The organism is Micromonospora sp. NPDC048907, from assembly GCF_055586885.1.
In genome coordinates this window covers 600,954-613,758 of the sequence record NZ_JBVJHI010000001.1, presented here as the reverse complement: position 1 = coordinate 613,758, position 12,805 = coordinate 600,954, and the positions used below count along the sequence as shown (strand labels likewise).

Here is a 12,805-nt window from a genome sequence, read left to right as displayed (position 1 = left end):
GCGGGCCGTTCCCCCGAGGGGACGGCCCGCCCTGTCGTCGTCGGGTCAGGCCACCGCGGCGGCCGGCACCCACAGCTCGTCGATGGCCCGCTCGGCCGCGGCGAGGCTCTGCTCGTGCAGCGGGATCAGCTCGGCCATGGCCGGGGTGACCGGCGCCAGGGTCAGCTCGGCCGAGATGAAGCGCGGCTCCAGGCCGGTCATCGACAGGCCGTGCGGCAGCCAGGGCTCGGCGTGGTCCCAGCCCTCGCGCGGGGTGCCCGGGCCGTAGCCGCCACCCCGGGTGCCCAGCACGATGAACTCGCGCCCGCCGAGCAGGCCGGCACCGGTGGCCGGGTCGTACGCGATGCCGGGCGCGATGAGGTGGTCGACCCAGGTCTTCACGCTGCTCGGCGCGCCGTAGTTGTAGAGCGGCAGTCCGAGCAGGATCGTGTCGGCCCGCTTCACCTCGTCCACCAGCTGCTCGCTCAGCTGCCAGGACGCGCTCTGCGCCGGGGTGTGCTGCTCCGCCGGCACCATCCGCGCCAGGCCACCGGCCTCGTCGAGGTGCGGCAGCGGCTCCCGGCCGAGGTCGCGGTGGGTGACCGTGCCGCCCGGGTGGGCGGCACGCCATGCGGCGGCGGCCCGCGCGGTGAGCCGCCGGCTGACCGAGTGCTCGCCCCGGATGCTGGAGTCGATGTACAACAGGTGTGCCATGTGCGGTTAACCCTCCACAGATCGTTTGTGTAGCGCCAACCATTTATAGCAGGCCGATGTTCCACGCCGTGCGTAAACTGGGTCACATGCCAGGCGTGCCGGTCGAGGAGGAGTCGGAGCACCGCTCCGGGCCGCTGCTCGACCACCTGGCCCGGCGGATGCGGCTGCGCTCCGAGTCGGTGCTGGCGCCCCTCGGCCTGCGCCCCCGGCACCTGGTCGCGCTCACCGTGCTGCGGGAGTCGGGCGGCATCGGTCAGCAGGCGCTGGCCGGCACGCTGCAGATCGACGGCACGAACGTGGTCGGGCTGCTCAACGACCTGGAGGCGGAGGGCCTGGTCGAGCGGCGGCGGTCACCCGAGGACCGCCGGCGCCACGTGGTGAGCCTGACCGCGGCGGGCACGAAGCGGCTGCGGGAGGCCGAGTGTGCCCTGGCCGGGGTCGAGGACGAGGTGCTCGGCGCGCTGCAGCCGGCCGAGCGGGACACCCTCTACGAACTGCTCCGCCGGGCGACCAGCGGGCGCCCGCTCAGTTGTGTCGAGGCGTCCGGGGACGAGCCGGACGCCATCTGCTGACCGCCGAGCCGGCGGGCGCGTGGGGAGAGGGTCAGACCGTCGCGGCGGACTGCGGCCGGTCGTCCCGGACGTGGACCAGCATGTCGCCGGTCTCGATGACCGCGCCGGCCTTGTCGTTCAGCGCGACCACCTTGCCCCGCCGGACCAGGGCGATGACGAGCGACTCCAGCTCACGAGGCGACCGGCCCACCTCGCTGCGCTCGGCCGAGCGCATGGCCAGCGCCATGCCCTGGCCGGGGGTGAGCAGGTCCTCCACCACGTCGATCAGCGGCGGAGCGGTGGTGGACAGGCCGAGCAGGCGGCCGGCCGTCGCCGAGGAGACGATCACGTGGTGCGCCCCGCTCTGCTTGAGCAGCGGCGCGTTCTCCGCCTCCCGGACCGCCGCGATGATCCGCACCTGGCCGGCGGTGAGCTGCCGGACGGTCAGCGCCACCAGCACCGAGGCGTCGTCGCTGTCGGTCGCGATGATGACCGCCTTGGCGGTGCGGACGTGCGCCTCCTCCAGCACCGACGAGCGGGTGGCCGAGCCCTCGATGGCGACCAGCCCGGCCGAGGTGGCCTGCCGCAGCGCGGCGCCGCTCCGCTCGACCACCACGATCTTGGACTTGTCCAGACCGTTCTCGAGCAGCGCGGAGACGGCGCTACGGCCCTTGGTGCCGTAGCCGCAGATGATCACGTGGTCCTTCACGACTCTCCTCCACCGCGTCAGGCGACGGCCGGTCCGGTACTGCTCGGTCAGGACTTCCAGGGTGGTGCCGACCAGGATGATCAGGAAGAGCACCCGGGCGGGGGTGACGAACAGGACGTTCACCAGGCGCGCCGAGGAGGCGGCCGGGGTGATGTCGCCGTAGCCCGTGGTGGAGAGCGAGACCACCGCGTAGTAGAAGCAGTCGAGGAGGGTGAGGCCGTCCTCGTTGACGTCGCGGTAGCCGTCGCGGTCGATCCAGACCGCCGCCACCACGGCGAGGACCAGGCCCAGGGCGGCGAGCAGGCGCAGACTCAGCGCGCTCAGCGGCCCCCGCCGTTGCGCGGGAAAATGGATCACCGTCGGCCCTGCTCCGCCACCGTCGCCTGCACGCCCACAACATAGCGGGTACGCCCGTCTCCGGCCTGCCGGGGCGAGGTGCGGGCCCGCCCGGGCCGGTCTCCGTCGCCGGGACGGGGCATGATGGGGAGGTCCGGGAGACGACGACCGCGAGGAGGCCCGCATGTCGTTGCTGCGACGGGTGATCGGTGGGGTGCTCCGCCGGGTGCGCCTGCGTCAGGGCCGCACCCTGCGCGAGGTGGCGCTGGCGGCCGGCGTCTCCCTGCCCTACCTCTCCGAGGTCGAACGGGGCCGCAAGGAGGCCTCCTCCGAGGTGCTCGCGGCGATCTGCCGCGCCCTCGGCATCCACCTCTCCGACCTGCTGGAGGAGGCCCGCGACGAGCTGCGCCGGGTCGAGCGGCGGGCGCCGGTGGCCCCCGGGGTGACGCTGGCCCGGCTCGACCGGGTGCCGGCCACCCGGACCGGGCCGCACCTGCGGGTCGGCGGGCCGCGGCTGCACGCCACCCGGCGGCCGGCCACGCCGACCCCGCTGCTCGGGGGCGGGCTGGGGCCGGCGGGCACCGGGCCCGCGCCGGTCGGCCCGGACCTCGGGTACGCCTCCCCCACCGTGTTCGGCACCGGCACCCGGATCTGGCTGATTCCCTCCGCGCCGGCCGCCCGCCACCGTCCGCGTACCTCCGTCACGCTGGCCCGGCGGCGGGCCCGGGCGGGCCGGCGGCGGCTGGCCGCCGCCTAGGCCCGGCCGGTTCTGCCCACGGCGGATCTGCCCCGGGCAGAAACGCTGGGCCGCGGGCCGCCGGCCGCCGGAGGCTGGAGACCGCCGGTTGCCGGGCGGTCCCTCGCCCACCGGCGGCACGGAGGGTGGTCAGGTCATGGGATACGGCATCTGGATGCTGGACGAGGGGCAACCGACCCTCGGCGACCGGGTCTTCGAGAAGCTGCTCAAGGAGCGGATCATCTTCCTCGGCACCGAGGTCACCGACGCCTCGGCCAACCAGATCTGCGCGCAGATCCTGCTGCTGGCCGCCGAGGACCCGGAGCGGGACATCTTCCTCTACATCAACTCCCCGGGCGGCTCGGTCAGCGCCGGGATGGCCGTCTACGACACCATGCGCTACGTCAAGAACGACGTGGCCACGCTGGCCCTCGGGATGGCCGGTTCGATGGGGCAGTTCCTGCTCTGCGCCGGCGCGGCCGGGAAGCGGTTCGCGCTGCCCCACTCGCGGGTGATGATGCACCAGCCGTCCGGCGGGATGGGCGGTACGGCCGCCGACATCACCATCCAGGCGGAGAACATGCTGCACGTGAAGCGGACCATGCAGGAGCTCATCGCCCAGCACAGTGGGCACACGCTGGACGAGATCCAGCGCGACTGGGACCGGGACCGCTGGTTCACGGCCGAGGAGGCCCGCGAGTACGGGCTGATCGACCAGGTGGTCACCCGCGCCGAGCAGCTTCCCGCCTGAGCGGGACGGCCGACGGACGGGGGCGGCCGGCGGGGTGCTCCCGCCGGCCGCCGGTCGTGCGTCAGCTCAGGGCAGGTCGACGAACTCGTCGAGGAAGGCCCGCGCGGTCGGCGCGTCCAGCCGGTACGCCACGTTCGTCGCGTAGCAGGGGCCGTCGCCGGTGATGGTGGTGGCGGCGAGCACCCGCTGACCGCCGATGGTGACGAAGTTCGGGCCGCCGGAGTCGCCGTAGCAGGCGCCGCCGTAGCCGCGGCTCTCGTTCATCGCGAGCCGCACCCAGGTCTTGTTCAACGCGTTGAAGCCGACCTCGGCCTTGTTCCGGACGCCGCCGCCGGGGTGGGTCTGCCCGCCCGGCCCGCGGGCGGCCTCCTCGGTGCCGTAGCCGGCGACCACCCAGGTCGCGGCGTCCAGCGCGCGGGAGCCCAGCGCGTCGAGCTGGCCCGCGGCGGGCAGCGTCGCCGGGGTGAACGGCCACCGCTTCGCCAGCTCGGCGGCCTGACCGTCAGAGAACTCGATGACCGCGATGTCGTGTGCGTCGGCGGAGTTGCCGGGGTAGTCCGGGCTGGTGTGCTCGGTGCCCTCGACCCCGACCTGGGCGGCCGTCTGCGCCGGGCTGAGGCCGGCGGCCCTGGCCGCGTCGAGCGCGCCCTGCACGTCCTGGGCCAGCGAGACGAAGAAGCGCACGCCGGGCGACCAGTCGGTGGTGCAGTGCGCGGCGGTGAGGAAGGTGTTCCGGTCGACCATGGTGCCGGAGCAGTACCAGTCGATGGTCTCCGAGACACCGTCGCCGTCGCGGTCCCAGAGGGCCAGCATGGCGCCGACCTCGGTGCGCTCCGGCGCGGGTTGGGCGTGGTAGGTGTTGATGGCCGACGCGGGGCCGGCGCCGGCCAGGACCGCCGCCAGCGTGGCGGCGCCCAGGCAGGTGAGAAGTGCGGAACGACGCAAAGAGTCCTCCGGTGCGAGCTGGTGTCCGGGCCGGCGACGGCGGCCGGCGGCGGACACGCCCCCTCAGATCGCGTCCGACACCCCGTCCGGGGTGGCCGCGAGCGCCGGTCCTCGATGTACGCGAGCCTATGACCGGCACCGCGCGCCCGCACGGGGTGCGGGCCGCAGCGTGTTCCGACCAATTCTCGTTACATCGCCCGGTCGCCCCCGGCCGGCCGTGGGTGGAGCCGGCCGGGGGTCCTGCCGGGCGGCTCAGGGGTAGCTGACCACCGGGCTGGTGCCGTACGAGCCGACGACCGGGGTGCCGGCCTCGTTGACGGTGCGCTCGATGCCGCCGCTGCCGTCCAGGAACACGGTGATCGCGTCGTGGAACCGCACGCCGGCCCGCCGCGGGGCCTCGATGGCCCGGTCGCAGCGGATGTCCACCTGCTGGTTGAAGTACGAGTAGACGCCCAGCCCCCACGCCTCGTGCTCGCGCACGTGGTCGGCGACCTTGTAGGAGGCCCAGCCGTTGCCGGTCGGGCTGCGCCAGGCCGCCTGGCTCGGCGGGTCGTAGGGCAGCTCGCTCTGGTAGAAGACGGTCCGGCCGCGCTCGCCGTTCCAGATGGTCTGCCAGCGCTGGTAGTGCTCGACGAACAGCCCGTACGCGGTCACGTCGTCGCCGTTGACCACCACTCCGGTGTCGGCCGTGTTCACGGTCCATCCGATGGTGCCGGGCTTGCCGTGGTCGCCGCGCCAGGCCCAGATGTTGTCGATCAGGGTGTGCCGGCTGTTCACCACGAGGCTGGTCACCGCCCGGCCCGCGTACGGGCCGCCGATGCGGAAGAAGACGTCCTGGAGCGAGATCGGGTTGCCGGCGTGCGACCGGTGGCTGTGCCGGTTGCCGACCTCGACGAGCACGTCCGACTCGACCGGCCCGGCGTCGACCAGCACGCCGGCGATCCGGACGCCGTCCACGTCCTCGACGCGCAGGGCGGCGTCGCCGGTGGTCGGGGCGAGGCTCGGCATGCCGAGGCCGAGCACGACGGTGTCCGGACGCTTGACCCGCAACGCCCGCTCCAGCCGGTAGACACCCGGGGTGAGCAGCAGGTGCCGTCCCCGCGCGAGTTCCTGGTTGATCCGCCTGGCCGAGTCGGTGGGCTTGGCGATGAAGAAGTCGGACAGCGGCAGCGACGGCACCGGCGGGGCGCCGGCGGCCCAGGTGGTGCCCGCGGTGTCGCGGCGGAGCCGGGGAACGGCCACCCGCCAGCGGCCCGCGCCGTCCACGAAGAGGTACGGCTTCTCCCGGGTCACCGGGCTGGTCGGCAGCGTCGTGTACGGCGGGTCCGGGAAGCCCTGCGCGGGCGCGCCGACGACGCCGGAGAAGACCTGGTTCCAGACCCCGTTGGTCCAGTCGCCGCCGAGTTCGCTGTCCCGGGTCAGCCACTGCTGCTGGGACCCGTTGATGGTGATTCCGTCCACCTTGGAGTCGGCGATGTAGCCGCCGCTGGAGAAGCCGCCGTTGCCGGGCTCCAGCCAGAGGATGCCCTTGATGTGCACCCGGCGCATCGGGGACGCCTGGGAGACCGCCCACTGGTTCGACCAGTCGGTGGGGCTGACGGCGAGATTCTCCACCGAGCGCCAGAAGTTGGTCAGCGCGGAGATGCCGGCCTGCGAGTTCGGGTCGGGCTGCCCGATGACCCGCACCGCACCGTGGATCTCCACGTCATCGGGGTGCGCGCCGAGGCCCGCCACGGTCGTGTAGTAGCCGAGCCGGGCGTTCACCTCGTACCGGCCGGGCTTGAACAGGACGGCGTACCGGTCGAAGCCCATCTCGTTGTGCTCCTGGGCGGCGAAGAGCCGGTCCAGGGTGGACTGGATCTCCTCCACCGGGGTGGCCGGGTCGTACACGAAGACGTTGGGGCCGAAATCGGGCTCGGCGCCGTCCTCGTGGCCGTGGCCGGCCGGCGACGCGGCGGCGGATGCAGCCGGGAGCCCGAGGGCGGTGACCGACGCCGCCGAGGCGGCGGTGAGGGCGAGGAAGCGGCGGCGGGAGGGGTCTACTGGTCTCATCTGCCTGCCTGTTCGGTGATGGGGACGGAGAGCGCTCTCTGCGCGTTCCTACCGCATCGACATCGATCCCGCCAGACTCCGCCCCGGTTCCGGAACTAGCCCCGGGCGTCGTAGCGGGCCCGGGCGGCCTCCACCTCGGCCAGGTGGGTGGTGGCCCACGCCTCCAGGCCGGCGACCAGGTCGAGCAGGCTGCGGCCCAGGTCGGTGAGCGCGTAGTCGACCCGTGGCGGCACGCTGGCGTGCACGGTGCGGGTGACGATGCCGTCGCGCTCCAGGCCGCGCAGGGTCTGGGTGAGCATCTTCTGGCTGATCCCGTCGATGCGCTCGGCCAACTCGCCGTAGCGCCTGTCGCCGCCGGCGAGGGTGAGCACGACCAGCACGCTCCAGCGGTCGCCGATCCGGTCCAGGACCTTCCGGCTGCCGCAGTTCCGGTTGAACGGGTCCGCCTGCACGTGGCCACTCGCTTTCAGTGCGTATCGAACTTGAAGGTGCCTACTCTCCAACGGGAAGTAATGGGGAGTTGTTCCCGTTGGCCAGGGAAGACAGCTGACGTCGCCACACCAGGGAGTACTCATGTCCATCGTCGTCACCGGCGCCACCGGCCCCCTCGGCCGCCTGATCGTCGAGTCGTTGCTCGACCGGGGCGTACCCGCCGACCGGATCGTGGCGCTCGGCCGGGACACCGACCGGCTCGCCGGCCTCGCCGAGCGGGGCGTGGCGACCCGGCGGGCCGACTACGACGACCCCGGATCGCTGCGGGCCGCCTTCGCGGGCGCCGAGAAGCTGATGTTCGTCTCCGGCAGCGAGGTCGGCCGGCGGGTGGTGCAGCACGGCAACGTGGTCACCGCCGCCCGGGAGGCCGGCGCCGGGCTGATCGTCTACACCAGCATCGCGAACGCGGACACCTCCACGCTGGCGCTCGCCGCCGAACACCAGGCGACCGAGCAGTTGATCCGCGACTCAGGCCTGCCGCACGTGTTCCTGCGCAACAGCTGGTACCTGGAGAACTACACCGGCCAGCTCCCCACGTACCTCCGCCACGGGGTCGCGGGCGCGGCCGGTGACGGGCGGGTCAGCGCCGCCACCCGCGCCGACTACGCCGCGGCCGCCGCGACGGTGCTCACCGCCGCGGACCAGGCCGGAGCGGTGTACGAGCTGGGCGGCACCCCGTTCACCATGACCGAGCTGGCCGCCGAGGTCTCCCGGCAGGCCGGCGCCACGGTCTCCTACCTCGACCTGCCGGTGGACAAGTACACCGAGCTGCTGGTCGAGGCCGGCGTGCCCGAGGGGTACGCGGCCCTGCTCGCCGACGCCGACCGGGGCATCGCCCAGGGCGAGCTGGAGGTCGGCGACGACCTGGCCCGGCTGCTCGGCCGCACCCCCACCACGCTCGCCGAGGCGATCCGCGCCGCCCTCTGACCGCCCGGCCCCGGCCGCCGTCCCTCGATCCGGGCCGGCGGTCAGGCCGGCTCGGTCCGCAGCTTCACCAGGTCGTCGACGAGGCTCTCCACGTAGTCGGCCGTCTCCTCCCAGCGGGTGACGGCGACGCACCGGATGCCCATGGCCTTCACCGGATAGTCGTTGCCGCCCACGTCGAGCCGGTCACCGACGAAGAGCACGTTGTCGATCTTCAGGTCCAGGCACTCCAGCAGCTTCCGCATGCCGTACGCCTTGTCCACGCCCTTACGGGTGACGTCGATCGAGGTCGAGCCGCCACCCCGGACCTCCAGGTCGGGCAGCTTCGCGGCGACCGCGTCCCGCAACCGCTTCTTCTTGCTGCCGTCCGGGTCCCAGCCGTACTTCTCCGCCGGCGGCGCGGACTGGCCCAGTGCCGAGAAGGTGATCTGGCTGCCCCGGTCCTCGATGATGTCGCCCCAGGTCTTCGGCTCCCAGAGGTCGAGTGCCTGCGCCGACTCCGTGAGCGCCGCGACGACCCGGACCTTGTCGGCCTCGCTCAGGTCCTCGGCGTAGACCTGCCGCCAGTCCCCGTCCAGCCATCGGTAGTAGCGGGTGCCGCACGTCGGCATCAGGTGCAGCCGGCCGCGCTGCTCCTCGGTCAGGTCGAGATGCGCGAGCATCTGGGTCTGGAACTGCTCGAACCGGCCACCGGAGATGACCAGCACATCCACCTCGGTGAGCAGGTGGCCGAGGAGCTGCGCCATCCGACGATCGATCTGGGACTTGGAAACCGCCAGCGTGTCGTCCAGGTCGAACGCCACCACTCGAAGATCGTTCACGAAGTACCACCATGTCGTCGCGGGCAGGCCAGGACTAGCAGGGTACCGACTGACCCACTGCCACCCCGATGGCCCGGGGCTGGCGCCCGGTCGGGGCCCGCCGACCACACAGCGCAGCCCCTCGCACGCAGGTTAACAGCGCGGACCGGGGGAATTCGGCCGGTTCCGGAGGCCCGTCAGCCGCGGCCGCCGCCCGGTACGCACCCGAAAACGCGTTGCACCGGGCCGGCATCGACGGAGATCGTGACACCGTGCGACAGGACGAGATCTGGGACGCCGAGACCGCCCAGCACTACGACACGCCGGGCACCGAGATGTTCGCGCCGGAGGTCCTCGGACCCACGGTGGACCGCCTCGCCGCGCTCGCCGGTGGCGGACGCGCCCTCGAGTTCGCCATCGGCACCGGCCGGGTGGCCGTCCCGCTGGCGGAACGCGGCGTGCCGGTCACCGGGATCGAGCTGTCCGTACCGATGGTCGAGCAGCTCCGGACGAAGGCCGACGAGGCCACGATCCCGGTGGTCGTCGGCGACATGGCGACGGCCACGGCACCCGGCGACTTCACCCTCGTCTACCTGGTCTACAACACCATCTCCAACCTGCTCGACCAGGCGGAGCAGGTTGCCTGCTTCCGCAACGCGGCCCGCCACCTCGGCCCGGGCGGGCGGTTCGTCATCGAGCTGTGGGTGCCCGAGCTGCGCAAGCTGCCCCCGGGCGTGGGGGCGACGGTGTGGCACGCCGATCCCGGATACATCGGCCTGGACACCTACGACGTGCTGCGCCAGCAGGTCGTGTCGCACCACTTCCGGTTCGGCGAGGGCCGCGAGGCGCGGTTGTCCCGCAGCCCGCACCGCTACATCTGGCCCGCCGAGCTGGACCTGATGGGCCAGCTGGCCGGGTTCGAGCTGGAGTCGAGGCACGCGGACTGGTCCGGAGCCGAGTTCACGGCGGAGTCCCGGTCCCACGTCTCCGTCTATCGCCTGCCCGGCTGACCGGCGGCGCCGCCCGCGCGGTCAGTCGACCGCCGGGCTGCGCCGTTCCAGGAGGACGACGTCCCGCCACCGGCCGTGCTGCCGGCCGACCCGCTCCCGCGTGCCGACGACCCGGAAGCCCGCCCGGCGGTGCAGGGCGAGGCTGGCCGTGTTCTCGGGGAAGACACCGGACTGCACGGTCCACACGCCGGCCGCCTCGGTGGCGGCGATCAGCGCGTCCAGCAGCAGCCGGCCGACGCCCCGCCCCTGGGCGGCGGGGCTCACGTACACCGAGTGCTCCACCACGCCCGCGTACACGGCACGGGTCGAGGTCGGCGAGACGGCGACCCAACCGATGACTGCGCCGTCGCCGTCGACGGCGACGAACCGGTGGTCGGGCAGCCGGGCGGCGTCGAACTCCGGCCAGGTGGGCGCCGTGATCTCGAAGCTGGCGTCGCCGGCGTCGAGCCCGGCCTGGTAGATCGCCAGCACCGCGTCGGCGTCCTCCGCCGTCATCGGTCGGATCATGATGTCGGCCATCGAGCGACTCCCTCCCCGCCTCTGATCCACGAGGCCTCCGGCAACGAGTACAGCACCACGAGGAGACCGCGGGCCAGCAGAGCGCAGCCGAGCCAGCCCGCTGAACGCCCGCGGCCGAGGACCAGGGTCGCCGTCACGATCTGTGGCCCGCCGCGTCAGGCAGCGAGTTGCGCGCGCAGCCCCCACCGGTCGATCTGGATCCAGTACTCCGCGATCCTGCCGTCGGCGACCCGGTACACACAGCTGGTCACCTGGACGACCGGCCGGCCGGTGGGCGCCAGCCCGTCCACGGTCCCGACGTGGACCCCGGCCTGGGTCCACCGCGCGTACACCTTGTCGCCGGAGCCGAACAACTCGTCGATCTCCAGCCGGAACGGCCCGTAGGCCGCGAGCATCTCCTCGACATGCTCGGCGTACTCCCCCGGAGTGCGCGTGATCGTCGCCGGGTTCTCGGCCTGCACCTGGTGGGCGGTCACCGCGGTCGCCATCAGCCGGTCGGCCTGACCGGGATCGGCTCCCGAGCGGACGACCTCAAGAAACTCCCGGACCACCGAGACTGGATCGTGGCTCACGGGCTCAATCCTGTCCCACGGGATCGTTCCGAGACGGCGAGGCGTCCGCCCTGTGCGTGCCGTCACCAGGTGACGAGCACGTTGATCGGTGATCAAGGCTTTGAGCTGGTGCCCCCGGCAGGATTCGAACCTGCGACACACGGTTTTAGGCACTGTCGATCAGCGGCCTGCGTTAGTCCGCCTACCTGCTCCCCTTGCAGGTCACGCCCTGGCCGTCACTCTCACCCCTGACCGCGGTCACCCGCCGTTGGCCGCCGTATCGGGCACGCGACGGGCACGCCAAGGCTCGTCCCAGGTCGCCCACAGTTCCGCGTCGTCAACGGATCCGGGACCGACAGCCAGCAGTACGGAGAGAACCGCGGCAAGCCGGGTGAACACCACAACGGATGAGCCGACCTGGCCTTCGCCTACGCCTGTGATCACCAACCCCCTGCCAAGAACAAGACCAGCGGCAAACAGCGCCGCCCGGTACTCGGGTTCGGTCAGCCCAAGCGCAACCTCATCGCACGGCACCGACAGGGCAAGCGACGTGGGCCGGATGTCGAACTGGACACCGAGTGAGTCCGTGGCACGCGCCATGAGCAAGCCGTACGAGGAGGGGTGGCCTAGCCGGCCCCGATACTCCACGCCAACAACACCCGCCGCAGCCGCCACCGGCCCGTCGTCGCCAGTCCACACGACAAACCGCGATAGCTGGTTCCGCGCAAGCTCCCGCCGCATCGCGTCACTGTATCCACGCGCACCTGAGCATCAGTTTGGAAGGACGAAGATCATGGGTACGAAGGGCCTGGTGGGCCAGGTCAACGCACGCAACTCGTGACCATTCGTGCCCGGTGATGACCGCCCGGAGTACCGCTACTGGCACGTGGATGGCACGCCGCGCGTCCCTGAGCGGTCGTGATCGAATACGCGGCCATGGGGTTGGATGAGTGCCTGACGGAGTTGCTGGCCCAGCTCGGGGACCACGGCCTGGTCGCCATCGTCAAGATGGACGGCGAACGCGAACGGGGTCGCTGGACGGTGCTGGTGTCGGGCAAACCGCTGGGCGGGGAACTCGTGCGGTGGGACGGCGACGACTTGGATGCCGGGCTGTCGCGGGTGATGGCCAAGCTCCGGGAGCAGGTTCCGGGACTGCTCGACTGAGCTATGGGCCTGGGGGTTAGAAGAAGATCAGGGGTGGCTGCTTAGGTGTCCGCCTGCCTGGTTAGCCCGTCCGTCTTTGTCGGGCAGCGTCGGCCTCAGCGGGACGGCTTGGCTGTACCGATGGCTGTACCGTCGCTGCGTGAATCGCGAGGAGTTGATCTCTCTGCTTGCCGGCGAGAGCCCAGCTAACAAGGCATGCCGTCAGGCCCTTGAGCGGGGAGCGTCCTTCCGCGTCTGGGACGGTGCGCACGGATTGGTCCCCGCCAACAACCTTGCGTCCACGTACCGGGCGCGGGAGGCGATAACCAGGGATCGAGGCATCCCGACGCTCGGTTTCGCGGCGGCCGTCGAGACGCTCCATGCGCTCGGTGAACAGCCTGTGCGACTTGGCGGGGTGACGCAGCTCGACCCTCCGTACTACTTCCAGCTCTTCCTGACGGCCGACGCGGCATCAGTCCTCGCGTGCATTGGGGTGGATCAGAAACATCAAGCGCGGGATCAGTGATCGTGACCGGTAGCGGGACGGAGGTGCTCCCACTGCGGGTCGTAGCAAACAAGGCCGTGGTCGGCGG

General features: G+C 72.1%; 16 protein-coding genes. 7 read left to right on the top strand and 9 right to left on the bottom strand.

Annotated elements, in window-relative coordinates:
* Positions 1-45 precede the first annotated feature (45 nt).
* The gene (locus tag ACZ6PY_RS03115; RefSeq protein ID WP_466068718.1) at positions 46-693 is read right to left on the bottom strand and encodes an FMN-dependent NADH-azoreductase; all 648 of its coding nucleotides are present in this window, start codon (positions 691-693) and stop codon (positions 46-48) included.
* An 86-nt stretch (positions 694-779) separates the two neighbouring features.
* Between ACZ6PY_RS03115 and ACZ6PY_RS03110 the strand changes: the two genes are divergently transcribed.
* A complete protein-coding gene (locus ACZ6PY_RS03110; RefSeq protein WP_466068717.1) occupies positions 780-1,265 on the top strand; it encodes a MarR family winged helix-turn-helix transcriptional regulator in 486 nt (161 codons plus the stop codon).
* 31 nt (positions 1,266-1,296) lie between these two features.
* On the opposite strand, the gene ACZ6PY_RS03105 is transcribed toward ACZ6PY_RS03110, so the two are convergent.
* Positions 1,297-2,310: a potassium channel family protein gene (locus tag ACZ6PY_RS03105; protein WP_466068715.1), complete on the bottom strand. Its 1,014-nt coding sequence runs from the start codon at positions 2,308-2,310 to the stop codon at positions 1,297-1,299.
* Positions 2,311-2,473: 163 nt separating this feature from the next.
* Between ACZ6PY_RS03105 and ACZ6PY_RS03100 the strand changes: the two genes are divergently transcribed.
* Both ACZ6PY_RS03100 and ACZ6PY_RS03095 read left to right on the top strand, forming a co-directional pair.
* A complete protein-coding gene (locus ACZ6PY_RS03100) occupies positions 2,474-3,046 on the top strand; it encodes a helix-turn-helix domain-containing protein (RefSeq protein ID WP_466068714.1) in 573 nt (190 codons plus the stop codon).
* Between the two features lie 136 nt (positions 3,047-3,182).
* A complete protein-coding gene (locus ACZ6PY_RS03095; protein ID WP_262287003.1) occupies positions 3,183-3,776 on the top strand; it encodes a ClpP family protease in 594 nt (197 codons plus the stop codon).
* A 66-nt stretch (positions 3,777-3,842) separates the two neighbouring features.
* On the opposite strand, the gene ACZ6PY_RS03090 is transcribed toward ACZ6PY_RS03095, so the two are convergent.
* The 3 genes from ACZ6PY_RS03090 to ACZ6PY_RS03080 form a co-directional block, all read right to left on the bottom strand.
* Positions 3,843-4,721 carry a trypsin-like serine protease gene (locus tag ACZ6PY_RS03090; protein WP_466068712.1) on the bottom strand — a complete coding sequence of 293 codons (879 nt, stop codon included), beginning with the start codon at positions 4,719-4,721 and terminating at the stop codon, positions 3,843-3,845.
* A 252-nt stretch (positions 4,722-4,973) separates the two neighbouring features.
* The gene (locus ACZ6PY_RS03085; protein ID WP_466068710.1) at positions 4,974-6,773 is read right to left on the bottom strand and encodes an adenylyl cyclase; all 1,800 of its coding nucleotides are present in this window, start codon (positions 6,771-6,773) and stop codon (positions 4,974-4,976) included.
* A gap of 95 nt (positions 6,774-6,868) precedes the next feature.
* The gene (locus ACZ6PY_RS03080) at positions 6,869-7,225 is read right to left on the bottom strand and encodes a winged helix-turn-helix transcriptional regulator (RefSeq protein ID WP_466068708.1); all 357 of its coding nucleotides are present in this window, start codon (positions 7,223-7,225) and stop codon (positions 6,869-6,871) included.
* A 121-nt stretch (positions 7,226-7,346) separates the two neighbouring features.
* Between ACZ6PY_RS03080 and ACZ6PY_RS03075 the strand changes: the two genes are divergently transcribed.
* The gene (locus tag ACZ6PY_RS03075; RefSeq protein ID WP_466068706.1) at positions 7,347-8,192 is read left to right on the top strand and encodes an SDR family oxidoreductase; all 846 of its coding nucleotides are present in this window, start codon (positions 7,347-7,349) and stop codon (positions 8,190-8,192) included.
* Between the two features lie 41 nt (positions 8,193-8,233).
* Here the strand turns inward: ACZ6PY_RS03075 and ACZ6PY_RS03070 are convergent, their stop codons facing one another.
* The gene (locus ACZ6PY_RS03070) at positions 8,234-9,010 is read right to left on the bottom strand and encodes an HAD-IIB family hydrolase (RefSeq protein ID WP_466068704.1); all 777 of its coding nucleotides are present in this window, start codon (positions 9,008-9,010) and stop codon (positions 8,234-8,236) included.
* 251 nt (positions 9,011-9,261) lie between these two features.
* Here ACZ6PY_RS03070 and ACZ6PY_RS03065 point away from each other — a divergent pair, with 251 nt between their 5' ends.
* The gene (locus ACZ6PY_RS03065) at positions 9,262-9,999 is read left to right on the top strand and encodes a class I SAM-dependent methyltransferase (RefSeq protein ID WP_466068702.1); all 738 of its coding nucleotides are present in this window, start codon (positions 9,262-9,264) and stop codon (positions 9,997-9,999) included.
* A gap of 21 nt (positions 10,000-10,020) precedes the next feature.
* Here the strand turns inward: ACZ6PY_RS03065 and ACZ6PY_RS03060 are convergent, their stop codons facing one another.
* From ACZ6PY_RS03060 to ACZ6PY_RS03050, 3 genes are all read right to left on the bottom strand, one after another.
* The gene (locus ACZ6PY_RS03060; protein WP_466068700.1) at positions 10,021-10,518 is read right to left on the bottom strand and encodes a GNAT family N-acetyltransferase; all 498 of its coding nucleotides are present in this window, start codon (positions 10,516-10,518) and stop codon (positions 10,021-10,023) included.
* 155 nt (positions 10,519-10,673) lie between these two features.
* Positions 10,674-11,090: an ester cyclase gene (locus tag ACZ6PY_RS03055; protein ID WP_466068698.1), complete on the bottom strand. Its 417-nt coding sequence runs from the start codon at positions 11,088-11,090 to the stop codon at positions 10,674-10,676.
* A 237-nt stretch (positions 11,091-11,327) separates the two neighbouring features.
* Complete coding sequence (locus ACZ6PY_RS03050; RefSeq protein WP_466068696.1) at positions 11,328-11,810, bottom strand: hypothetical protein; 483 nt, start codon at positions 11,808-11,810, stop codon at positions 11,328-11,330.
* A gap of 177 nt (positions 11,811-11,987) precedes the next feature.
* On the opposite strand from ACZ6PY_RS03050, the gene ACZ6PY_RS03045 reads away from it, so the two are divergent.
* Entirely contained in the window at positions 11,988-12,233 is a 246-nt protein-coding gene (locus ACZ6PY_RS03045; protein WP_466068694.1) for a hypothetical protein, read from the top strand.
* 139 nt (positions 12,234-12,372) lie between these two features.
* Positions 12,373-12,738 carry a hypothetical protein gene (locus ACZ6PY_RS03040; protein WP_466068692.1) on the top strand — a complete coding sequence of 122 codons (366 nt, stop codon included), beginning with the start codon at positions 12,373-12,375 and terminating at the stop codon, positions 12,736-12,738.
* Positions 12,739-12,805: the final 67 nt, after the last annotated feature.

Coding starts and splice junctions, on each gene's coding strand:
- ACZ6PY_RS03115 (WP_466068718.1), bottom strand. CDS start 693: ATGGCACACCTGTTGTACATCGACTCCAGCATCCGGGGCGAGCACTCG.
- ACZ6PY_RS03060 (WP_466068700.1), bottom strand. CDS start 10,518: ATGGCCGACATCATGATCCGACCGATGACGGCGGAGGACGCCGACGCG.
- ACZ6PY_RS03110 (WP_466068717.1), top strand. CDS start 780: ATGCCAGGCGTGCCGGTCGAGGAGGAGTCGGAGCACCGCTCCGGGCCG.
- ACZ6PY_RS03050 (WP_466068696.1), bottom strand. CDS start 11,810: ATGCGGCGGGAGCTTGCGCGGAACCAGCTATCGCGGTTTGTCGTGTGG.
- ACZ6PY_RS03100 (WP_466068714.1), top strand. CDS start 2,474: ATGTCGTTGCTGCGACGGGTGATCGGTGGGGTGCTCCGCCGGGTGCGC.
- ACZ6PY_RS03085 (WP_466068710.1), bottom strand. CDS start 6,773: ATGAGACCAGTAGACCCCTCCCGCCGCCGCTTCCTCGCCCTCACCGCC.
- ACZ6PY_RS03075 (WP_466068706.1), top strand. CDS start 7,347: ATGTCCATCGTCGTCACCGGCGCCACCGGCCCCCTCGGCCGCCTGATC.
- ACZ6PY_RS03095 (WP_262287003.1), top strand. CDS start 3,183: ATGGGATACGGCATCTGGATGCTGGACGAGGGGCAACCGACCCTCGGC.